This is a genomic window from Chitinophaga sp. GbtcB8, from assembly GCF_019091455.1.
GTDB lineage: Bacteria > Bacteroidota > Bacteroidia > Chitinophagales > Chitinophagaceae > Chitinophaga.
Genome location: NZ_JAGXJN010000046.1, coordinates 32,844 through 53,827 on the forward strand (window position 1 = coordinate 32,844; position 20,984 = coordinate 53,827).

The 20,984-nt window shown below is 48.3% G+C and carries 21 protein-coding genes; 7 read left to right on the forward strand and 14 right to left on the reverse strand.

The window, feature by feature from the left end:
- The first annotated feature begins 32 nt into the window (after window positions 1-32).
- Entirely contained in the window at window positions 33-3,347 is a 3,315-nt protein-coding gene (locus KVT36_RS28050; protein ID WP_217606757.1) for a DUF5107 domain-containing protein, read from the forward strand.
- A gap of 75 nt (window positions 3,348-3,422) precedes the next feature.
- On the opposite strand, the gene KVT36_RS28055 is transcribed toward KVT36_RS28050, so the two are convergent.
- The 8 genes from KVT36_RS28055 to KVT36_RS28090 all read right to left on the reverse strand — a co-directional run bounded on the left by KVT36_RS28055 (window position 3,423) and on the right by KVT36_RS28090 (window position 10,430).
- Window positions 3,423-3,734, reverse strand: coding sequence for a DUF59 domain-containing protein (locus tag KVT36_RS28055; RefSeq protein WP_217606758.1), 312 nt, complete (start codon window positions 3,732-3,734; stop codon window positions 3,423-3,425).
- Window positions 3,735-3,756: 22 nt separating this feature from the next.
- Window positions 3,757-4,182, reverse strand: coding sequence for a SufE family protein (locus KVT36_RS28060; protein WP_217606759.1), 426 nt, complete (start codon window positions 4,180-4,182; stop codon window positions 3,757-3,759).
- A gap of 13 nt (window positions 4,183-4,195) precedes the next feature.
- Window positions 4,196-5,446, reverse strand: a complete 1,251-nt coding sequence (locus KVT36_RS28065; RefSeq protein WP_217606760.1) for an aminotransferase class V-fold PLP-dependent enzyme — start codon at window positions 5,444-5,446, stop codon at window positions 4,196-4,198.
- A gap of 142 nt (window positions 5,447-5,588) precedes the next feature.
- Window positions 5,589-6,893, reverse strand: a complete 1,305-nt coding sequence (gene sufD / locus KVT36_RS28070; RefSeq protein WP_217606761.1) for a Fe-S cluster assembly protein SufD — start codon at window positions 6,891-6,893, stop codon at window positions 5,589-5,591.
- A 210-nt stretch (window positions 6,894-7,103) separates the two neighbouring features.
- Window positions 7,104-7,859, reverse strand: coding sequence for a Fe-S cluster assembly ATPase SufC (gene sufC / locus KVT36_RS28075; RefSeq protein WP_089915964.1), 756 nt, complete (start codon window positions 7,857-7,859; stop codon window positions 7,104-7,106).
- Between the two features lie 39 nt (window positions 7,860-7,898).
- On the reverse strand, window positions 7,899-9,344 hold the full coding sequence (gene sufB / locus KVT36_RS28080) for a Fe-S cluster assembly protein SufB (RefSeq protein ID WP_217606762.1): 1,446 nt from the start codon (window positions 9,342-9,344) through the stop codon (window positions 7,899-7,901).
- Window positions 9,345-9,466: 122 nt separating this feature from the next.
- Complete coding sequence (locus KVT36_RS28085; protein ID WP_217606763.1) at window positions 9,467-9,793, reverse strand: iron-sulfur cluster assembly accessory protein; 327 nt, start codon at window positions 9,791-9,793, stop codon at window positions 9,467-9,469.
- An 85-nt stretch (window positions 9,794-9,878) separates the two neighbouring features.
- Window positions 9,879-10,430: an NADPH-dependent FMN reductase gene (locus KVT36_RS28090; protein WP_217606764.1), complete on the reverse strand. Its 552-nt coding sequence runs from the start codon at window positions 10,428-10,430 to the stop codon at window positions 9,879-9,881.
- A 154-nt stretch (window positions 10,431-10,584) separates the two neighbouring features.
- On the opposite strand from KVT36_RS28090, the gene KVT36_RS28095 reads away from it, so the two are divergent.
- Window positions 10,585-11,238 (forward strand): metalloregulator ArsR/SmtB family transcription factor, encoded by a 654-nt coding sequence (locus KVT36_RS28095; RefSeq protein ID WP_254640233.1) that lies wholly within the window; start codon window positions 10,585-10,587, stop codon window positions 11,236-11,238.
- Between the two features lie 170 nt (window positions 11,239-11,408).
- Here KVT36_RS28095 and KVT36_RS28100 read toward each other — a convergent pair whose 3' ends face one another.
- From KVT36_RS28100 to KVT36_RS28120, 5 genes are all read right to left on the reverse strand, one after another.
- Entirely contained in the window at window positions 11,409-11,822 is a 414-nt protein-coding gene (locus tag KVT36_RS28100; protein WP_217606766.1) for an EamA family transporter, read from the reverse strand.
- An 86-nt stretch (window positions 11,823-11,908) separates the two neighbouring features.
- Entirely contained in the window at window positions 11,909-12,076 is a 168-nt protein-coding gene (locus KVT36_RS28105; protein ID WP_156093021.1) for a hypothetical protein, read from the reverse strand.
- Window positions 12,077-12,137: 61 nt separating this feature from the next.
- Window positions 12,138-12,704: a hypothetical protein gene (locus KVT36_RS28110; RefSeq protein WP_089915981.1), complete on the reverse strand. Its 567-nt coding sequence runs from the start codon at window positions 12,702-12,704 to the stop codon at window positions 12,138-12,140.
- Window positions 12,705-12,769: 65 nt separating this feature from the next.
- Window positions 12,770-13,270 carry a GNAT family N-acetyltransferase gene (locus KVT36_RS28115; protein WP_217606767.1) on the reverse strand — a complete coding sequence of 167 codons (501 nt, stop codon included), beginning with the start codon at window positions 13,268-13,270 and terminating at the stop codon, window positions 12,770-12,772.
- A 16-nt stretch (window positions 13,271-13,286) separates the two neighbouring features.
- The gene (locus KVT36_RS28120) at window positions 13,287-14,378 is read right to left on the reverse strand and encodes an AI-2E family transporter (RefSeq protein ID WP_217606768.1); all 1,092 of its coding nucleotides are present in this window, start codon (window positions 14,376-14,378) and stop codon (window positions 13,287-13,289) included.
- Window positions 14,379-14,492: 114 nt separating this feature from the next.
- On the opposite strand from KVT36_RS28120, the gene KVT36_RS28125 reads away from it, so the two are divergent.
- Entirely contained in the window at window positions 14,493-15,593 is a 1,101-nt protein-coding gene (locus KVT36_RS28125) for a family 20 glycosylhydrolase (RefSeq protein WP_217606769.1), read from the forward strand.
- 91 nt (window positions 15,594-15,684) lie between these two features.
- On the opposite strand, the gene KVT36_RS28130 is transcribed toward KVT36_RS28125, so the two are convergent.
- Entirely contained in the window at window positions 15,685-16,611 is a 927-nt protein-coding gene (locus KVT36_RS28130) for an AraC family transcriptional regulator (protein WP_217606770.1), read from the reverse strand.
- Window positions 16,612-16,848: 237 nt separating this feature from the next.
- On the opposite strand from KVT36_RS28130, the gene KVT36_RS28135 reads away from it, so the two are divergent.
- The 4 genes from KVT36_RS28135 (at window position 16,849) to KVT36_RS28150 (ending at window position 20,931) form a co-directional block, all read left to right on the forward strand.
- Entirely contained in the window at window positions 16,849-17,709 is an 861-nt protein-coding gene (locus KVT36_RS28135) for a DUF6089 family protein (RefSeq protein ID WP_217606771.1), read from the forward strand.
- A gap of 395 nt (window positions 17,710-18,104) precedes the next feature.
- The gene (locus KVT36_RS28140; RefSeq protein ID WP_217606772.1) at window positions 18,105-18,410 is read left to right on the forward strand and encodes a hypothetical protein; all 306 of its coding nucleotides are present in this window, start codon (window positions 18,105-18,107) and stop codon (window positions 18,408-18,410) included.
- A 141-nt stretch (window positions 18,411-18,551) separates the two neighbouring features.
- Window positions 18,552-20,471, forward strand: a complete 1,920-nt coding sequence (locus tag KVT36_RS28145) for a menaquinone biosynthesis decarboxylase (protein WP_217606773.1) — start codon at window positions 18,552-18,554, stop codon at window positions 20,469-20,471.
- Window positions 20,443-20,931: a DUF6265 family protein gene (locus tag KVT36_RS28150; RefSeq protein ID WP_217606774.1), complete on the forward strand. Its 489-nt coding sequence runs from the start codon at window positions 20,443-20,445 to the stop codon at window positions 20,929-20,931. Before KVT36_RS28145 ends, KVT36_RS28150 begins: the two co-directional genes overlap by 29 nt.
- Window positions 20,932-20,984: the final 53 nt, after the last annotated feature.

The window sequence follows — 20,984 nt, forward strand, 5'->3', positions numbered from 1 at the left end:
TACATTATCTCATTTAAATACAACAATTTGTTATGGAAGTTAAAGCCTGGCAGCAGGCCGTCCGTATCCCAACCTATGGCATCGGGCAGCCTGAGAAACATCCGGTATTCCTGGAAAAAAGAGTATACCAGGGCAGCAGCGGCGCCGTATACCCGTACCCGGTAGTAGAGAAAATATTGGATGAAAAAACGGACCAGGAATGGCAGGCCGTTTTCCTGGAAAATGATTACCTGCTTATTATGATCCTGCCGGAACTGGGCGGCCGCATACAACGCGCCTATGATAAAGTGAAACAACGGCATTTTGTATATCATAACCAGGTTATAAAACCTGCGCTGGTGGGCCTTACCGGGCCCTGGATCTCCGGCGGCATAGAGTTTAACTGGCCCCAGCACCACCGCCCCGGTACGTATGAGCCGGTTGACTGGAGCATTGAACACTTCGCGGATGGCAGCGTAACCGTATGGTGCAGTGAGCTGGAAAGAATGTTCCGTACCAAAGGCATGGCCGGTTTTACCCTGTACCCGGATAAGGCGTATATGGAAATAAAAGTGCAGCTCTACCACCGTACCCCATTGCCGCAAACCTTTTTATGGTGGGCCCACCCCGCGGTGCATGTGAATGAGCACTCCCAGTCCGTATTTCCGCCGGATGTACATGCAGTGTTTGATCACGGTAAGCGGGATGTATCGCGCTTCCCGGTGGCTACAGGCACTTATTATAAAGTAGATTATTCCGCGGGCGTGGATATTTCCCGCTACCGTAATATACCCGTACCTACTTCTTACATGGCCATTACCTCTAACTACGATTTTGTAGGCGGTTATGAGCATGATACGCAGGGTGGTTTGCTGCATGTGGCCAATCATCACGTATCGCCCGGTAAAAAACAGTGGACCTGGGGTAACAGTGATTTTGGACTGGCCTGGGACCGCAACCTTACGGATGAAGACGGGCCTTATATAGAGCTGATGTGCGGTGTGTACACCGATAACCAGCCGGATTTTTCCTGGCTGATGCCCTATGAGGAAAAAAGTTTTACGCAATACTTTATGCCTTACAGCCAGGTAGGGCTGGTGAAAAATGCCAGCAAAGACCTGGTGATGAACCTGGAGGTAAGTAACGGCACGGCTATGCTGAAGCTTTACGCTACCGGCGTTTTCCCGCAAAGTCGCATTGTGCTGTATGACCAGGGTACGGAGATCTGGAGCCGCACGGCAGACCTGTTGCCTGCCGCTTACCTGGAAGAAGCCATTGCTTTAACAGATGCAGGCGAAAGCACCCGTTACCGTATTGCCATCTACAACCAGCAGGGTAAGCTAATGCTGGAATGGCAGCCCGCGCCGGATACTATACAAGCTATGCCCCTGGCAGCCCGCGCTGCACTGGCGCCGGCAGATATAACGGAGATAGAACAGCTGTATCTTACCGGCCTGCACCTGGAACAATACCGGCATGCCACCTATAACCCGGTAGATTATTACCAGGAAGGCCTGCGCCGCGATCCTGGAGATGTGCGCTGCAACAATGCCCTGGGGAAATGGTACCTGCGCCGTTTGTTATTAGAGGATGCGGAAAAATGTTTCCGCCGTGCTATTGATACTTTAACCAGCCGGAATCCCAACCCTTATGACGGAGAGCCTTATTACAACCTGGGCCTGTGCCTGCGCTGGCAGCAGCGTTTAACGGAAGCCTACGGCGCGTTCTATAAAGGCGCCTGGAATGCAGCCTGGCAGCCTGCCGGTTACTACCAGCTGGCGCTGATATCTGCTACCCGCCAGAACTGGGATGCTGCGCTGGACGAAGCTACCCGCTCCCTGCACGGCAACTGGCACCATCATAAAACACGCCACCTGCTGATCAGCATTTTACGGCAACAGGGCAAACAGGCAGCAGCGCTGGAATTAGCCAATGCATCCCTGCAGCTGGATCATTTTAATACCGGTGCGCACTTTGAAAAATACCTGCTGACGAACGATCAAAAAGTATTACAGGAGCTGCAGGTATTGTTACGCGGCAATATTCATAACTACATAGAGTTTGCATTGGACTACCAGGCTGCCGGCATGTATGCGGAAGCATTGCAGCTGCTGCAAGCCGGTATTGACCAGCAAACCAGCGTATACCCTTTAGCGTGGTATTTTATGGCATCCGCTGCATGGGAAGCCGGCAATACAGCCGCTGCACACAATTACTGGAAAAAAGCAGCACAGGCTGCGCCGGATTATTGTTTCCCGCATCAGCAGGAGGCTGCCCTGGCCTTACAGCTGGCCATACAGCAACACCCGGAAGATGCGCGTGCGCCTTATTACCTGGGTAACTACTGGTACCATTTCCGCCAGTATGAAAAAGCCATTGCCTGCTGGGAAAAAGCCCGGCAGCTGGACGACCGTTTTACCACCGTGCACCGTAACCTGGCCTTAGCGCTGTATAACAAACGTAACCAGCCTGCAGAAGCTACGGCCAGCCTTGAAAAAGCTTTTGAGCTGGATGAAACCGACGCCCGCATTTGCATGGAGCTGGACCAGCTGTACAAACGCCTGAATAAACCGGCGGCCACCCGCCTGCTTATGCTGGAAAAATACCCTGCACTGGTAAATGACCGTGACGATCTGTTCCTGGAAAAGATCACCTTATATAACCTGCTGGGCCGCCACCAGGAAGCCTATAACCTGCTGATGCAGCGCAACTTTCACCCCTGGGAAGGCGGTGAGGGAAAGGTAACTTTCCAGTATGTGTATAGCCTGGTTTCTATGGCCAAAGCGGCCATTAACGCGGCTGACTATACGAAAGCATTACAGCTGCTGGAACAGGCCCGCCAATACCCGCATAACCTGGGAGAAGGCAAGCTGTATGGCGCGCAGGAAAATGATATTGATTACTGGAGCGGCTGCGCCTATGCCGGTTTGGGAAAAACCGCAGAAGCAAAAGCCTGCTGGGAGCGCGCTGCCACCGGGCAGGCCGTACCTTCGGCAGCTATGTATTATAATGATCAGCAGCCGGATAAGATCTTTTACCAGGGACTGGCCCTGCTGCGGCTGAACCGTACTGCAGAAGCGCACAGCCGGTTTAATAAGCTGATAGACTATGGGGAGCAGCATTTATTTGATGAGGTAAAGATCGATTACTTTGCCGTGTCGCTGCCTGACCTGCTGATATGGGACGATGACCTGAACCGCCGTAACCGCCTGCATTGCCACTACCTGATCGGTTTAGGGCAGCTGGGCTTGGGTAAAAAGCCACAGGCTAAAAAGATGTTTGAGCAGATCCTGACAGCAGACCAGTATCATACCGGTGCGCATATTCACCTGGGAATGGTGCTGCAGCCTACCTTACAATTAAGCTAAGCGCGCAGGTCGCTAAAAATACAAAGGGTCCCGGTGCAAATACCGGGACCCTTTGCTGTAACTAAAGAATTATTTCTACATGAACCCCAGCTCCAGCCGGGCCTCTTCTGTCATCATTTCCTTGGTCCAGGGCGGGTCAAAAGTAAGGTGCACATCTACATCGCTCACCCCTTCAATGGCACGCACTTTCTGGTCTACCTCCATTATAATATCGCCGGCAACGGGGCAGCCCGGGGCGGTAAGGGTCATGGTGATGCCTATGCGGTTATTTTCGCCGATCTTAATTTCATATACCAGTCCCAGCTCAAAGATATTCACCGGTATCTCCGGGTCATATACGGTTCTGAGCGTGGCTTCTATCTGATCCCGTAAGCTAAGTTCTTCCATGTTTTTAGTATTGAATTGTACGTTAACTTTCCATTTTTGCCTTGTAGGCTACTGCATACAGCTTCATTTGTTTAAGCATGCTCAGTAAGCCGTTGGATCGGGTAGGGGACAGGTGGCTGCGCAGGCCGATGGCGTCAATGAAATAAATCTCTGTGGCTGCAATATCCTTAGGTGTCTGGCCGGAGAGTACGGATATCATAAGGCTGATGAGGCCTTTGGTGATCACGGCGTCACTGTCGCCGGTGAAAAAAAGTTTGCCGTCTTTTAATTCCGTATGCAGCCACACTCTTGACTGACAGCCTTTGATCAGGTTATCGTCGGTTTTATATTGTTCTGCTATCAGCGGCAGCTCTTTTCCCAGTTGAATAATGTATTCGTATTTATCCATCCATTCTTCCATCATGGAAAAATCCGCTACCAGCTCATCCTGTTTTTCGTTGATCGTCATTTTCGTCGGTTATTTAGCGCAGCATGGCGGCAGCCCTGTTTACGGCAGCTACCAGCTTATCCACTTCTTCAAAAGTATTGTAAAAGGAGAGGGAGGCGCGTACGGTCCCGGGTATCTTAAACAGGTCCATTAAAGGTTCTGTACAATGGTGGCCTGTACGTACGGCAATGCCCTGTTTGTCCAGCAGCTCACCCAGGTCATAGGGATGAATATCATCCACCAGGAAAGAGATAGCGCCGGAGCGGTGTGCGGCCTGTCCTATAAAACGTATGCCGGGCACCTGCTGTAATGCCTGTAGGGCATATTCCATCAGCTGCTCTTCATACTGCTGTATTTTTTCCAGCCCTACCTGCTGCAGGTAGTTTAAGGCAGCAGCTAAGCCAATAGCGCCGGATACATCCGGGGTGCCGGCTTCAAATTTATAAGGGAGCTCGTTATAGATCGTTTTGGCAAAGGTCACGGTCTTGATCATATCGCCACCGCCCTGGTAAGGGGGCATTTTATTCAGCCAGGCCTCTTTTCCATACAGCACGCCAATACCGGTAGGGCCGTATATTTTATGGCCGGAAAAGGCCAGGAAATCAGGCTGCAGCTCCTGCACATCTATGGTAATGTGCTGAATGGCCTGTGCAGCATCCAGTAATACGGGTATATTACGTGCATGCGCCTGTGTAATAATGTCCTTTACCGGGTTAATGGTGCCCATGGTATTGGATACATATGTTACAGCTACTATTTTCACGCGCTCATCCAGCAGCCGGGAAAATTCGTCCATCAGCAGCTCGCCCCTTTCATTAATGGGGATCACCTTCAGTTCTGCGCCTTTTTCTTCGCAGATCATTTGCCAGGGAACAATGTGGGAATGATGCTCCATGGTGGAGATGAGCACCACATCGCCCCCTTGCAGGAAGGTGCGGCCAAAGCTGCTGGCTACCAGGTTAATACTGTCAGTAGTGCCTTTGGTAAAAATAACTTCGTGGCTGTATTGTGCGTTGATGTAACCGGCGGCAGTTTTGCGGGCTTCTTCGTAAGCATCTGTAGCTTTTTGGCTCAGGTGGTGTACGCCGCGGTGCACATTGCTGTTATACCCGGTATAATATTGCTCCAGCGTATCCAGCACCACCTGCGGCTTTTGGGTTGTAGCGCCATTATCAAGATACACTAAGGGTAAACCATACACGGTGGCTTGCTGCAACAGCGGAAAATCTTTCCGGATGCGTGCTACGTCCAATGCCGGGGCGGCGAGAGTTGATACGTTGTCCATACTATTACGATTTTCAATTACGAACTACGAAATTACGAATTACGACATCCACGCTATACCCAATTCGTAATTATTCATATCATAATTACTTTCAATGGCATTCATGAATGCTTCGCATTTCGTAATTGACAATTCGTAATTATTAATTACTGATCACAGTTCTGATCTCTTCTGTCAAATAGTGCTGCAGGGCGGGGATATGCACCTGGTCGGTGATATCAAAGGCAAATGCATTCACCAGCAGGTGTTTGGCTGCTTCTGCGCCAATACCGCGCGTGCGCAGGTAGAACAGGGATTCATCGCTGAACTGACCTACGGTAAAACCGTGGCTGCATTTTACATCATCTGCATATATTTCCAGCTGGGGCTGGGAGTTGATGGTGGCCTTTTCGCTCAGCAGCAGGTTGTTGTTCTGCTGGAAAGCATTGGTCTTTTGTGCATCCTGGTGTACATGGATACGGCCGGTGAATACGCTGTTGGCGGTATCCAGCAGCACGCCCTTGTACAGCTCATTGCTGTTGCAATGGGGTACCAGGTGGTCTACAAAAGTATGATTGTCCACATGCTGATTGCCGTTAGCCAGGTACAGGCCATGCAGGTCTGTTTCTGTATAGCTGCCGGTCAGCGCTACGCTGGTATTATTACGGATCATGGTAGCTTGCGGCAATGCAAAGTTATAGTGGTGGTAACGGCTGTAGGTTTCCTGCCGGGCAGCGGTTTGGTTTATGTGCCGGCTGTTCTGTACAGCATTCTGGATGTTGTAATGCCATAGTTCGGCATTTTCTTCCAGCACCACTTCGTTCACGCTGTTCACAAAGGCAACTGCATCATTATGCAGGCCCAGGGTGCTTTCTATTACCGTAGCCGATGCGTGCGGATGTGCGATCCACAGGTGGCGGGGTTGCAGGAAAGCATGTTGTGTAAGCGTATATACGTGAATGATATGTAAAGGTTTATCCAGTACTGCGTTGGCTTTTAGTTCTATGAAAAGTCCGTCTGCAAAAAGCGCGGTGTTCAGCGCTGCAAAGGGCTGATCTGCCAGGTGCGGGTGTTTGTCAAAGAAGGTCTTAAAACCTTTTTGCTGAGTAGCTTCGCTTAGTTTGGTAATAGTAATATCCTTAGCGGCAGGCAGCTCAGAGAGCTCCGGTTGCAGGTGTCCGTTCACCAATACTGCACGGTAGCAGGAGAGCTCCGGGATAAAAGCGGGCGCCAGCTGTGCAGCCGTTACAGGTAATGCCTGCTGCTGCAGCACAAAAGGCTGTTCCTTTAAAACACGCTGAATGTTGGTATAGCGCCAGGCTTCTGTTTTCAGGTCGGGCAGGCCCAGTGTCCGGAACCTTGCCAGCGCATCCTGCCGCACGCCATACAGCACATCTTCCTTGGGTGTAAGCCCATTGCCCCCATCCAGGATATATTGGTAAAATGGTGTTGTTATATCGCTTGTCATCCTTTTTAATTAATAATTAATAAAGAATAATTAATAATAATGGTGGCGGGTTCATCCTGCAACATCGCTATTGTAATTATTCGTTTATTAATAAGTCCTGTAGTAATAATTAATAATTAACAATGAATAATTAATAAGTGCTACGAAAAGCAGGCTGTGAATTGAAATGCCTCTTCCTTTATTATTAATTATTCATTCTTCATAATTAATTTAGACATGCACCTCAGCCTCTTTCAGCCAGTCGTAGCCTTTTTCTTCCAGTTCCAGCGCCAGTTCTTTGGTGCCGGTTTTTACAATGCGGCCGTTGTACAGCACGTGTACAAAGTCGGGCACTATATAATCCAGCAGGCGTTGGTAGTGGGTAATAACCAGGAAAGATTTTTCCGGGCCACGCAGCTTGTTCACACCACCGGCTACAATACGCAGCGCATCAATGTCCAAACCGGAATCTGTTTCATCCAGGATGCCTAATTTGGGATCCAGCATAGCTAACTGCAGGATCTCATTACGTTTCTTTTCACCACCGGAAAAACCTTCGTTCAGGGAACGGTTCATCAGGTTGGCGTTAAATTCTACCAGCTGTTGTTTTTCTTTGGTAAGCTTCAGGAACTCTTTTGCTTCCATGGCCGGTAAACCTTTATAGGCGCGTATTTCGTTCAGGGCTGTTTTCAGGAAGTTGATGTTGGATACACCGGGTATCTCTACCGGGTACTGGAATGCCAGGAACATGCCTTCACGGGCACGGTCTTCGGGCGACAGTTCCAGCAGGTCCTTGCCGTCAAAGTTCACTTCACCCTGTGTTACAGTATAATTTTCGCGGCCTGCCAGTACAGAAGCCAGGGAGCTTTTGCCGGAACCGTTAGGTCCCATAATGGCATGCACCTCGCCTTTGCGGATCTCCAGGTCTATACCCTTCAGTATTTCTTTTCCGTCTACTTCTGCGTGCAGATTTTTAATCGTCAGCATGATATTGTTTGTGTTTCTCTGTTGTTTTATTCGTTATAATTAACCTACGCTGCCCTCTAATGTGATGGACAGCAGCTTTTGCGCCTCTACGGCAAATTCCATGGGTAACTGGTTCAGCACTTCCTTAGCATAACCATTTACGATCAGTGCTACTGCTTTTTCCGTATCAATACCTCTTTGGTTCAGGTAAAAGATCTGGTCTTCCCCGATCTTGGAGGTAGTGGCTTCGTGCTCTACTGTGGCGCTTTTGTTCCGGGACTCAATGTAAGGGAACGTATGCGCGCCGCAACGGTTACCGATCAGCAGGGAATCGCATTGGGTAAAGTTACGGGCATTGTGTGCACGGGGGCCTACCTGTACCAGGCCACGGTAGGTGTTCTCTCCCTGTCCGGCAGAGATACCTTTGGAAATAATGCGGCTGCGGGTATTGCGGCCCAGGTGGTAGATCTTGGTGCCGGTATCTGCAATCTGTTTATTGCGGGTAACGGCTACAGAGTAAAACTCACCCATGGCATCATCGCCCTGCAGGATTACGCTGGGATATTTCCAGGTAATGGCGGAGCCGGTTTCTACCTGTGTCCAGGAGATCTTGCTGCTATTACCTTTACAGATACCGCGTTTTGTTACAAAGTTGTAAATACCGCCTTTACCGTCCTTGTCGCCGGGGTACCAGTTCTGTACGGTGGAGTATTTGATTTCCGCGTGGTCCAGGGCTACCAGCTCCACAACGGCTGCGTGCAGCTGGTTCTCGTCGCGCATAGGAGCGGTACAGCCTTCCAGGTAACTTACGTAGCTGCTGTCATCAGCAATGATGAGCGTACGTTCAAACTGGCCGGTGTTCTGTGCGTTGATACGGAAGTACGTGCTCAGCTCCATGGGACAGCGCACGCCTTTAGGAATATATACGAAAGAGCCGTCGGAGAATACCGCGGCGTTCAATGCTGCAAAAATGTTATCGGAGTGGGGAACTACCGAGCCCAGGTATTTCTTTACCAGGTCCGGGTGCTCTCTTACCGCTTCCCCAAAGGAGCAGAAGATAACGCCCATTTCCTTGAGCTTGCCTTTAAAGGTGGTAGCAACGGATACACTGTCAAACACGGCATCTACGGCTACGCCTGACAATGCTTTCTGTTCATTCAGCGGGATACCCAGCTTTTCAAAGGTGGCCAGCAGTTCAGGGTCTACTTCATCCAGGCTGTTGAGTTGTTTTTTCTTCTTGGGAGCTGCATAGTAGGATACTTTCTGAAAGTCCATTTCAGGCATATCAAAATGCTGCCATTTCGGAAGCTGCATTTTCTTGAATGCCTGGTACCCTTTCAGACGCCATTCCAGCAGCCATTCCGGCTCTTCTTTTTTGGCAGATATAAAGCGGATCACGTCTTCATCAAGACCTGCCGGCGCTATATCCATTTCAATATCGGTGGTAAAGCCATACTCGTATTCCTTGTTGGCAATATCATCGATTATCTCGTTACTATTTCTCATACTGCTTTGTGTGATTTACGATCTTAGGTTGGTGATTTTAGTTTAATATGAGGATTGTTACACCCGGGCCTAAAATCGTAAACCTAAAATCCTTTAAAAGTTCCTTTCCTTACCTTTTAATCTTATACGGCAAAACTTTCCCCGCAGCTGCAGGTCCTGGTGGCATTCGGATTGTTGAAATACAATCCTTTACCATTCAGACCGTCCGAATAGTCCAGTTCTGTGCCGTAAAGATATAAGAGGCTTTTCATTTGTACCACTATCTTAACGCCTTTATCTTCAAATACCTGGTCGCCAGTCTGTTCATCCTGTTCAAACTTAAGCACATATTCCAGGCCGGAGCAGCCGCCACCCTTTACGCCTACGCGCACAAAAGTGCCGGGTACATGATTTTCCCTTACCATCTGGTCCTTAATGTATTCACTTGCTTTTTCTGAAATGGTAATCATATATATCGAGCTTTTAGCTTTTAGAGTTTAGCTATTAGCGGCGGCTTTCAGCTTACTGCCAAAAGCGAACGGCCAACAGCTTTTATTATATGGCTACGGGCCTTGCATCGGCCAGCAGCGTTATCATCTGGTCAAATTTGGTCCGGTATAAAGGTGCAAAGGTACTGCTATCCGGCTCAAATAAATGATCTCTTAGCACAGGTACTGAAAAAGGCAGCACCCATGCGCGTAGAGCCTTGGCTACAGCATCCATGGCATTAATACCCTGCATGGCCTGAGTGCCATTGGCCCAACTCACCAAAGCTACGACCTTTCCCGTTAAATAGGGGCGGCCATGCCTGCTGGTAAGCTCCAGCCAGTCAAGGCAGTTCTTCATTACCCCGGTCATGCTGCCATGATATAAGGGGGTAAGCCATACCTGCAGCTCCGCTTTGCAAAAAGCATCACACATGGCCTGCACACCGGCTGGTATGCCAGGTTTAGCCGGGTCAAAGAACGGTATCTCTGTGCTGGCCGGACTAAACACCTCTGTGGTAAAGCCTTTTTGACGGAACGCATCCTCAAAGTAGCCGGTTACCCGCCCCGCCGTAGCATGTGGCCGGTCATCCATGGAGCCGTTAAATATCAGGACGTTCATTTAACTATCTAATTATCAGTTTGTTAATTGTTGTAACGTGATAAGATCGGTTGGGATGCTTCCGCAAAGGTCGTATAACCTTACAACAATATTTTTTTGAATAACACAAAATTACGACATTTACAATAAAACAAGCAAGTACTTGGAAAATTATATGCCAAAGATCAAAGCTGCGGCCGACCGGTTTCTGGTATTATTAAAGACCCGTGGACCGCAAACTGCTGCCTCCCTGGCTGCCGAACTGGGCATGACAGGAGAAGGGGCCCGTTTGCAATTGCTGAAACTGGCAGAAGAAGGGCTGGTGGCTGCTACTACAAGCGCCAAAGGCGTAGGCCGGCCGGTACAGGTATGGAACCTGACCGCGCAGGGCAATGCCCATTTTCCGGATACCCACGCTGCACTTACCCTGCAGCTGATGCAAACCATCCGTCATGAGTTGGGACAGGAAGCGCTGGACCAGATTATTAGCGCCCGGGAAAACCAGCAGCTGGAAAAATACCGTGCTGCTTTGGAGGGTGCTGCCGATGTAGGAGATAAAATAGCCCGTTTTGCTGCCCTGCGCACCGCCGAAGGCTTTTTAGCAGAATGGCGTAAGGACGGGGATGGCTTTACCTTTGTTGAGAATCATTGCCCCATCTGCAGCGCTGCTGCCCAATGTGTAAATATCTGCCAATCAGAGTTAAGGACCTTCCGCACCATCCTGGGGGATGAAGTAAAGATCCACCGTACGGATCATATTGTTTCCGGCGATCACCGCTGTGTGTACCGTATTGATCTTATCGAAAACCTGGCGCTCAAAGAAGATTAAGTGCGCTTTTAATAGGAGTGGTATACGCTTTTACTATGGCTTTCATACGCTTTTACCCCAGGTTGCACCCGTGTTTCTTTCATGTTGCTCCCAGGTCCCTCCCAGGTCCCTCTCATGTCAGATCCTGGTTACTCCCTCATACAACCCTGCTTTTATCCAGGGAACTACCCCTAAAAGATCAACACCAACGTACCTCCTATAATTAATAATGCCCCAATGGCTGTTTTCAGGGTTAGGGCCTCGTGCAGGAAGATCACGGACAGGATGATCGTGAGCGCCACGCTCAATTTATCTACCGGGGCTACCTGGGATACTTTACCCAATTGCAAGGCTTTAAAATAAAAGATCCAGGAAAGGCCGGTAGCTATGCCGGATAATACCAGGAACAGCAGGTTGTGCTTAGACAGGCCGCTGAGTCCTTTTGCCTCCCCGCGGGCCAGCACAATGCCCCAGGCTATTATTAATATAATAATGGTGCGGATGGCCGTGGCCAGGTTAGAGTTCACTGCTGATACACCTATTTTGGCAAATATGGCTGTAAGTGCGGCAAAAAGCGCGGAGAGTAATGCATAAAGCCACCACATATTATTAAGGATTTAATGGTAATAGTATGAATAAAAAAAACCTGTCTGAACAGACAGGTTTTTGATAAATTGAAAAACGTATGAAATTATAAAGATTGCAAGAGCTTCATAAAGGTAGCGGCTTGCTCTTTGGTTTTAATTATTTTATGCAAAGAGGACCCATTGCGGATAGCGCCTGACCCTTTAAGGTTAGCTCCATTTTCTTTGGCCTTTTTGGTGAGGGCCAATAATTTAGCTTCTATGGATTCTTTCATGAAAGTAAAGTTAAGAAAAAAATAGTAAGGCTAAAAAAATTATGTTTAAAGCAGGCACACTCTATTCTGCAATTTTTGAATTGAAAATGAAATAATTATACATAACCGGTGGTGGCAGCCGGCTGCCTTTCAGTATGCGGTCCGGTACCGGCTGTATATCTGTAAAATCAAAAGGATTATCGTACTGGTTCTTACCAAAGCGGGTAATACGCACATAATACTTAAGCCCGTAAATATTGAAGTACTTGCTCAGGTAGTCATAATTCCTTTGCAGGAACATATAATACATATAGGCCCGCGCATTGTCAGAGCCATCTATGCCCAGGTAATGACCTTTATTATTGTTCAGGAAATTAAGCCCATCGAACAGGATGGTGGAAAACACACGGGAATAATCCTTATGGGATAGCTGGGCCTTGTCATTGATCTCGCCCTTTTTATCCAGCGGGCCAAAGGCCAGGTTATACACATTGGGCAGCAGGGTATGGCATTCATTACTGATCTCCACCTTTAGCGGTAAATAGGTACCGTCTTCCAGTTCGGTTTTAAAGGTACTGATGCGGAGGTCTTCGGAAATGTGCTCTATCTCATACAGGTTCTCAAAGTCAATTTTTACGGATATGGCCATTTTACAATAGGGGTATGGTTAAAGCACACAAATTTAGGGATTGAAAGTATTTAACGGTCATCCATTTAGCCCTTTACCTTTTTTCCTAATATTTTCAGGCTCCGTTTTATGCCGTCTAATTCAGCAATATCGGGCATGTGGGCCCATTCTTCAAAACCCATTTTTTCAAACAATAACAGGCTGGGCTGGTTATGCGCAAAAATAAATCCCAACAGGGTTTCTACACCTAAGGCCGGGCATTGTTCCATGGCGTAGCTTAATACGGCTTTGCCCAAACCCCTGCCGCGGAAATCAGGATGCAGGTAAATACTGATCTCCACCGTGGCATTGTATGCCGGGCGGCCGTAAAAAGATTGCAGGCTTACCCAGCCGGCTACCTGGCCATCTGCTTCTACCATCCATAAGGGACGCTTACCCGGTACATGGGCATGGAACCAGTTTTCACGGCTTTCAACGGTAACAGGTGCGGTATCTGCAGTTACCATCCGGGAGGGAATGGTAGTGTTGTAAATATCTACGATCAGCGGCAGATCGGAGAGGAGTGCATTACGGAAATTGAGTGACATGGGAGGTAAAAATACTTTATTCGTCCGGTGTGGTGAGCTTTATCTTTTTCTTTTTGGGCTTTTCCGGCAGCTCACCCAGCAGAATGGCCCAGGGCTGCATTACCTCAATATGCTCAAAAATGATCTTCAGGATGGCAATAATCGGAATGGCCAGGAACATGCCCGGGATACCCCAGAGCAGGTTACCGGTTACTACACCAATAATGGTTACCAATGCATTGATCTTTACCTTGGAGCCCACGATACGGGGCAGCAGGATATTACTGTCCAGGAAGTGCACGGTGAGCAATGCAACACCTACCTGCACGCTGGCGCCAAAGGTGCTGGTGGTCATGGTTACCACCATACTAATAATAATAGCGGTAAAAATGCCCAGGTAAGGAATAATGTTAAAGACGGCTGCCATAATACCCAGCAGCGTGGCATATTTAATGCCCAGCGTCCAGAAGATGGCGCAGTTTACAACGGCCACTACTACCATTTCTATCATTAACCCACTTACGTAGCTTTTAATAATGATGCGGGTCTGTTTTATCACATCCAACAGCTTTTCCCGGTGTTTTTCCTGGAAAAGCCTTACCAGGAAGGCTATGAGCAGGGAACGGTATAACAGCAGGAAAAAGGAATACAGCAATACAAAAATGATGAACACCAGCATGGATGATACGGCGCCTAAGGTTTGGCTCAGGAAGGTAGTGGCAGAGCCCAGGGTACCCATGGCCAGCTGCTCCAGGTAATCCATTTGCTTATGTGCGTTCATGTGAAATTCTTCGTTTATCCATAGCTGTAAGGAATCCAGGCTTTTTATCAGCTGTTGCTGTAAATGCGGAAAGTCGGATACAAAAGCTCCCATTTGCGTGGTAAGCAGGGCTACTACGCTGGATAAAAGTATTATGAAGATGAACACCGCGCAAAAAGCGGCCAGGCCCCGGGAAAAGCGGAAGCTCTCCAGCAGGTTGGCCAGCGGCAGCAGCATAATGGCCACCAGAAAGGCAAACACCAGCGGAATGAGGATGGTGGCGCTGAAATGCGCAATGTAAATGATCAGTACAAGTGATAACAGGGTGAAGGCCAGGCGCGCATTAAAAGGGAGTCTGCTTTCGTTCATCTTATATAAAGATTTATTCAAAAATAACAGATTATTGGTTAGTTGGTTTATCAATTTATTATTAGTAGTTTAAGCTGCCTATCACATCATCAATGATTAAACCAATTTAACCAGATGCAAAAATTGCTATACCTGTTACCGCTATGCCTGATACTGCTGGTACATGCTGACAGCCATGCCCAGTCCACGGCAAAATACAATCCAATAGACAGCCTGCCGGTGCGCGGATTCTGTATTGGCGCACCTTCCGTAAAGGGGCTGGATGAATTTATCACCTTCATTCACAAGGAGCTGGCGCCCCGCCATATCAATACCTTAGTGCTGCGCATAGATTATAATTACCAGTATAAAAGCCACCCGGAGCTGAGTGATCCCGGTGCATTATCCAAACAGGATGTGGCCAAACTGGTACAGGCCTGTAAGGAAGACCGTATACATCTGATACCACAGGTGAACCTGCTGGGGCACCAATCCTGGGCAGGCAGCACCGGTACTTTGTTACGGGTATACCCTGCGTTTGATGAAAACCCGGAGGTGAAAATGCCGGCTAACTATGTATGGCCCAATGAAGACGGCCTTTATTGTAAAAGCTATTGCCCGCTGCACCCGGAAGTGCATAAGGTGGTGTTTGATGTGATGGATGAAATTTGTGATGCGTTTGAAACAGATGCTTTTCATGCCGGTATGGATGAAGTGTTCTATATAGGCAATGATAAATGCCCGCGTTGTGGCGGCCGTGATAAAGCGGAACTTTTTGCCGGCGAGGTACGTACGCTGCGCAACCACCTGGCAGAGAAACACCGTGAGCTGTGGATCTGGGGCGACCGCCTGCTGGATGGTAAAACCACGGGCATGGGTATGTGGGAGGCCAGCATGAATAATACCCACCGTGCAGTAGACCTGATCCCGAAAGATGTGATGATCTGTGACTGGCACTATGACCGCCCGGATAAAACGCCGGTGTATTTTGCTATGAAAGGCCTGCGCGTGATCACCTGCCCCTGGCGCAAACCGCAGGTAGCTGTAGCCCAGCTGGATGACCTGGATCATTTTCGCAGGGATGCTACCAAAGAGCTGAAACCAATGTACCAGGGTATGATGCAAACGGTATGGTCGCCGGCAGAGGCTTTTCTGGATGAATATTACGGCCGCAAGACCAATGCAAAAGACGGGGAAAATACCTCAACCAACTGCTTTAAGGCAGTGTTTAAATAGATGTGCAGATATGCAAATATGCAGGTATGCAGATGGATTGAAGCGTAATCCGTCATTTGCACATCTGCATATTTGCACATCCGCTCATTATTCAGATATTCTTCATGTAGGGAATATAGATCTCGCACAAATTGGGACCTGTGAGTGACATAAAGAAATGATTGCCGCTCATCTTATAAATGCCTTCGCGGCAGCAGCGGTTAATAAAGTCATACATGGGCACCCCGGCGCTAACAAAGTCCAGCGGCACCTGCAGGCGCAGGTAATGGCCACCTGATATACGTTTCCGAATTAAATTCTTCACCTGCTCGCTTAACTGGATATTAGCCTGGGTATCCTTAACGGGAATGCATACACCGGCATACATGCTTAGTCTTTCATAATCGGTAACCGGCACAGCATCCAGGGTACCGGTAACAATTTTACCTTGTGGCAGATCCAGCAGATCCAGCATTTTGCGGAAGCGCTGCTCGTAGCGGCTCATTCTCATTACCAGCTGGGCTATGGGGTCCTGGCCATAGGAAATGAGGGTGTAATACATGATGGAATCGGGCAGTATTACATGTTCTGCCCTTTCAAAGCTGAAAAAGTTGCTGATAGTGCTGCCTTGCTGGGCATGTACAGCCGTGATCATGGCCGTCATTTCCAGGGTTCTTTTTTCGTTGGGCAGCTCCTCTATCCGGCGAAAATAACGCGGGCTGCCGCCGAAGTGGTTGGTAAAGGCTTTGGTGAAAGCGGCCATGGTAGCGTAGCCTGAGAGGTCGCTGATCTCCCCGATATTATACCCGCTGTGGCGCAGCAGGCCGGCGGCCAGTTCCAGGCGATGACGTTTTACGTACTGCCAGTAAGGTTCGCCCATGATCTCTGCAAAGATGTGATAAAAATAAGAGTAGGAGATCCCCAGCCAGTCGGATACTTCCTTCATGTTAAAGGACTCCATTACATGATCATCGGCATAACCCAGACCGCGCAGGGCATATTGCTCCAATTGATCTTTTGTGGGCGCTTTGGGCTTCATTATTAGTTACAGGTTTTAGTGAGGTTAGATTAAGTTGCTGGTACACAGTCGTTTATAGGTGTATGTAAAAAACAATAAATAATGTATTTTTGCCAATTAAAATAAAATTAATGTTTTTGGCAGGAATGGAGAAAAAATTATTAACGGGTAACTGAAACTTATAACTTTATACTTTTTTTCAATTTTTTAACGTTATTAATAATAATTCTATTAGCCTCTTAAAAAAACCTTATCAAGTTGAAACAGATCAAATGGGTACTATTGCTTAGTTTTCTGGCCCCACTCAGCGCGTTTTCACAAGACTGGCATATTGGTGGTTTTGCTGGGATCAGTAATTACAGCGGCGATCTTGCACAGCAGCGGGTAGATATGAAGTATACGCGTCCTGCGCTGGGCCTGATGGTAAAAAGAGACATCAACCGTTATCTGACCTTACGGGCCGGTCTTAACTGGGGGCACATTGCAGGCGCTGACAGCACCAATGAAAGTAAGGACCTGCTTAAACGCAACCTGAGCTTCCGTTCAGTGATATGGGATGGGCATTTCATTGCAGAATTTAATTTCCTGGATATTTATGAGAAAGGCTTTACACCCTATGTATTTGGGGGGATCGCACTTTTCCAGTTCTATCCCACAACAAAAGACTCATTGGGTAATAGCGTGCCTTTGCGCCGCCTGAGCACTGAAGGGCAGAACCTCCCGGAATACCCGGACAGAAGGCAATATGCGCTGCACCAGTTTGCCATTCCTTTTGGCGCGGGTATAAAGGTAATGCTGAATGATACCTGGACCCTGGGACTGGAGATTGGTTTCCGTAAAACCTTTACCGATTACCTGGATGATGTAAGCAAAACCTATGTTGACGAAGCAACCCGCTTAAGATACTGGAGAGGGCAGGAGGCCGTTGATTTTGCCTACCGCGGGGATGAAGTAAATACCAAAGGCATTACGCCCGGCACTTACCCTGCAGACGGCACTATCAGAGGATCTGATAAAAATAAGGACTGGTACATTTTTTCCGGCTTAACCCTCACTTATCGTATAGGCGGTCGCGGTATGTTCGGCAAACAAAAGTTTTCTACCTGTCCCAAATACTAGTACAGCACTCATTTTGGCATAGTACTTGTTGGTTAAGCGTACAATCATTCGCCCCCAACAAAGTCCACAATAAAAAAAAGGTATCCCGTCAACTATCTTGTTGACGGGATTTTTTTTATTTGGCATACTCTTTGAAATATATACAACAGAACAGGTATATAAGAAGCGGATGACCCACCGGCAACTGCCATAAGGATCAGAAACCGCGAAGAGAGTAAGAGCCGGAAAGGCCCGCCAGGAGGGACGCTTCAACTACCTGTTATAATATACACCGTATCATTGCTAACTTAAATCTATCAACCGGCAAACCGAAAAACACAATCCGCCTTTGACCATTCTCTGGTAGCATCTACCATCTGCTCACAACAATTATTAAGAACTAAAATTGAAACAGCATGAAACGCGTACTATTCATGATGCTGCTGTTAGGGGGCATCGTATTATCTGCTCAGGCGCAAAGAAGGGGCTATGGACCTCCGGGACATCACAAACACTGGAAAAGAGACCGTTGCGATGACCGCCGTTATTATGGCGGGTATTACAATGAGTGCAGGGACCGCAGGGTAGTAGTGTATGAACGCCCGGTAGTATATGGCCCCCCGGTATATGTTGCTCCTCCTCCACCTCCACCTGTAGTTTATTACCCGGCAAGACCACGTGCCCACGTGGTGATTAATGCGGGTGTTACATTTGTCCGTTAATATATATTGTGAAAATGCCTTGTGCTGTCTGAAATGTTTAGATGAAGATTGAAATAGGTAAAGTCCCGTCATGGATTAGTTCCGTGACGGGACATTTTTTATTGACATATTTTTGAGCTTACTTTGTCTTTTCATTTCGCTATGTCATACAAGCATTTAAAACACTTCATTGATACGCTGGAAAAGGCGGGAGAGCTGATACGCATCAAAACTTATGTAGATCCTAAGCTGGAAATAGCCGAAATCACCGACCGGGTAAGCAAATCGCCGTGCGGGGGCAAGGCCCTGCTGTTTGAGAACACAGGATATGATTTCCCGGTGCTGATCAACTCCATGGGCAGCTATAAACGTATGTGCCTCGCGCTGGGCGTGCAGGAGCTGGATGATGTGGCTTCGGAGATTGAAGGGCTGTTTAAAATGCTGTCAAAACCCAAAGAAAGCATCCTGGATAAATTATCTATGCTGCCCAAGCTTAGCCAGTTTGCTTCCTGGATGCCCAAGGTAGTGGGCGGCAAAGGCAGCTGCCAGGAAGTAGTGATGGCCGACCCTGACCTGGCCAAACTGCCGGTAATGCAATGCTGGCCTAAAGATGGCGGCCCTTTTATAACCCTGCCGGTGATACACACCAAAGACCCGAACAATGGCAGCCGCAATGTGGGCATGTACCGCATGCAGGTGTTTGATAAAACCATGACGGGTATGCACTGGCATAAACATAAAGTGAGCGCCAAACACTTTATGGAATACAAAAAGCTGAACAAGCGTATGCCCGTGGCAGTTATACTGGGCGGCGATCCCGTATATACCTATTCTGCTACAGCCCCCTTACCGGAGAATGTAGATGAGTACATGCTGGCTGGTTTTCTGCGTAAGCGGAAAGTGGAGCTGGTAAAATGTATAACCCAGCCGGAGCTGGAAGTGCCTGCAGATGCGGATTTTGTAATAGAAGGATATGTAGACCCCGGGGAAGAGCTGATATGGGAAGGACCTTTTGGCGACCATACCGGTTATTATTCCCTGGCCGACTGGTACCCGCGTTTTCATGTAACCTGCATTACCCACCGTAAAGACGCCGTATACCCCTCAACGATAGTAGGCATACCTCCGCAGGAAGACGCCTGGATAGGCAAGGCCACAGAACGTATTTTCCTGGCGCCTATAAAAATGACGCTGGTACCCGAAATAGTGGATATGGATATGCCGGTGGAAGGCGTGTTCCATAACCTGGTAATTGCGCAGATCAAAAAGGATTATGCCGGCCAGGCGCAAAAAGTGATGAACGCCATGTGGGGCGCCGGGCAAATGATGTTCAATAAAATACTGGTAGTAACAGACGAAGGTACTGGCATACAGGATTATAAACAGCTGGCGCAGTATGTGTTCCGTCACCTGAACCCCGCTACGGATATTTATTTAAGCCAGGGCCCTATGGATGTGCTGGACCATTCCTGTTCTAAAATGGGCTTTGGCGGTAAAATGTGTATTGACGGAACGAGGAAGTACGAAGAGGAAATAGATGAGAATTACGAATTAGGAATTACGAATTACGAATTTAATGCAGCGGCGCTGCTGGAGCGGTTTGCGGAGATAAAGGGAGTGAATGCGGCGCTGCTGAAAATGGATATTTCCTGTTTGCTGGTAGCAGTGGAAAAGAAACGGCCTTTTCATATTAAAGAGCTGAATGACCGTTTATATGAACTGCCGGAAATGGCAGGTATTAAAATGGTGCTGTATGTAGAACATACCGTGGATGTAAGCGACCTGCCTTCTGCCCTGTGGCGGTTTTGCAATAACCTGGACCCTAAACGCGACAGCTTTGTAGTGAACCTACCATTGCCCAATGGTAAAAGAAGGGCCGGCATTGGCTTTGACGGTACGCTGAAAACCCGCATCCTGGATAATTTTGAGCGTGACTGGCCTAATATTATTGTGGCAGATGATGCTACCATCCAGAAGGTAGATGAAAAGTGGAAAGCGCTGGACCTGGGACCTTTCATAACATCACCCTCCCTGAAATACAAACACCAGATATATGGAGAAGAAGCGGTGGTGCAGCAGTAGCCTGTTCCTGCTATTGATCCTGTGGGGCGCTACGGCTGCGGGGCAGGCCCGTACAGCAGACTTCCATTATTTAAACCTGCTGGAAGGTACCTGGAACATGCGTACCCGGGAAAGTGTGATCACGGAGCAGTGGCATAGGGTTAATGACTCCACCTGGCAGGGCCACACCTGGCGCATTGTTGGCCGGGATAGCAGCCTGCAGGAAAGTATGCAGCTGGTGCGTGCCGCAGATGGCATTTATTATATTCCTGTGATGACCGGGCAGCTCAATAATACACCGGCACGCGTTAAACTCACCGTACTAAAACCCATTGGCTTTATAGCAGAGAACCCCGCTAATGATTTCCCTAAAAAGATCACCTATCGCTGGAAAAGCGAAACTCACCTTGATGTGAAGGTGGAAGGGAAGCAGGGGAATACGGTGGGGGAATTCTTATTTCAGTATAATAAGCAGGAGTAATTAAATAATCCGTAATTAAAAGAAAGCCGCTCCCGGGAACAGGTGCGGCTTTT

Coding starts and splice junctions, on each gene's coding strand:
- KVT36_RS28125 (WP_217606769.1), top strand. CDS start 14,493: ATGCAAAAATTGCTATACCTGTTACCGCTATGCCTGATACTGCTGGTA.
- KVT36_RS28145 (WP_217606773.1), top strand. CDS start 18,552: ATGTCATACAAGCATTTAAAACACTTCATTGATACGCTGGAAAAGGCG.
- sufD (WP_217606761.1), bottom strand. CDS start 6,893: ATGACAAGCGATATAACAACACCATTTTACCAATATATCCTGGATGGG.
- KVT36_RS28130 (WP_217606770.1), bottom strand. CDS start 16,611: ATGAAGCCCAAAGCGCCCACAAAAGATCAATTGGAGCAATATGCCCTG.
- KVT36_RS28090 (WP_217606764.1), bottom strand. CDS start 10,430: ATGAACGTCCTGATATTTAACGGCTCCATGGATGACCGGCCACATGCT.
- KVT36_RS28105 (WP_156093021.1), bottom strand. CDS start 12,076: ATGAAAGAATCCATAGAAGCTAAATTATTGGCCCTCACCAAAAAGGCC.
- KVT36_RS28115 (WP_217606767.1), bottom strand. CDS start 13,270: ATGTCACTCAATTTCCGTAATGCACTCCTCTCCGATCTGCCGCTGATC.
- KVT36_RS28060 (WP_217606759.1), bottom strand. CDS start 4,182: ATGACGATCAACGAAAAACAGGATGAGCTGGTAGCGGATTTTTCCATG.
- KVT36_RS28110 (WP_089915981.1), bottom strand. CDS start 12,704: ATGGCCATATCCGTAAAAATTGACTTTGAGAACCTGTATGAGATAGAG.
- KVT36_RS28050 (WP_217606757.1), top strand. CDS start 33: ATGGAAGTTAAAGCCTGGCAGCAGGCCGTCCGTATCCCAACCTATGGC.
- KVT36_RS28055 (WP_217606758.1), bottom strand. CDS start 3,734: ATGGAAGAACTTAGCTTACGGGATCAGATAGAAGCCACGCTCAGAACC.
- sufC (WP_089915964.1), bottom strand. CDS start 7,859: ATGCTGACGATTAAAAATCTGCACGCAGAAGTAGACGGAAAAGAAATA.
- KVT36_RS28095 (WP_254640233.1), top strand. CDS start 10,585: ATGCCAAAGATCAAAGCTGCGGCCGACCGGTTTCTGGTATTATTAAAG.
- KVT36_RS28065 (WP_217606760.1), bottom strand. CDS start 5,446: ATGGACAACGTATCAACTCTCGCCGCCCCGGCATTGGACGTAGCACGC.
- KVT36_RS28085 (WP_217606763.1), bottom strand. CDS start 9,793: ATGATTACCATTTCAGAAAAAGCAAGTGAATACATTAAGGACCAGATG.
- KVT36_RS28120 (WP_217606768.1), bottom strand. CDS start 14,378: ATGAACGAAAGCAGACTCCCTTTTAATGCGCGCCTGGCCTTCACCCTG.
- sufB (WP_217606762.1), bottom strand. CDS start 9,344: ATGAGAAATAGTAACGAGATAATCGATGATATTGCCAACAAGGAATAC.
- KVT36_RS28100 (WP_217606766.1), bottom strand. CDS start 11,822: ATGTGGTGGCTTTATGCATTACTCTCCGCGCTTTTTGCCGCACTTACA.
- KVT36_RS28140 (WP_217606772.1), top strand. CDS start 18,105: ATGAAACGCGTACTATTCATGATGCTGCTGTTAGGGGGCATCGTATTA.
- KVT36_RS28150 (WP_217606774.1), top strand. CDS start 20,443: ATGGAGAAGAAGCGGTGGTGCAGCAGTAGCCTGTTCCTGCTATTGATC.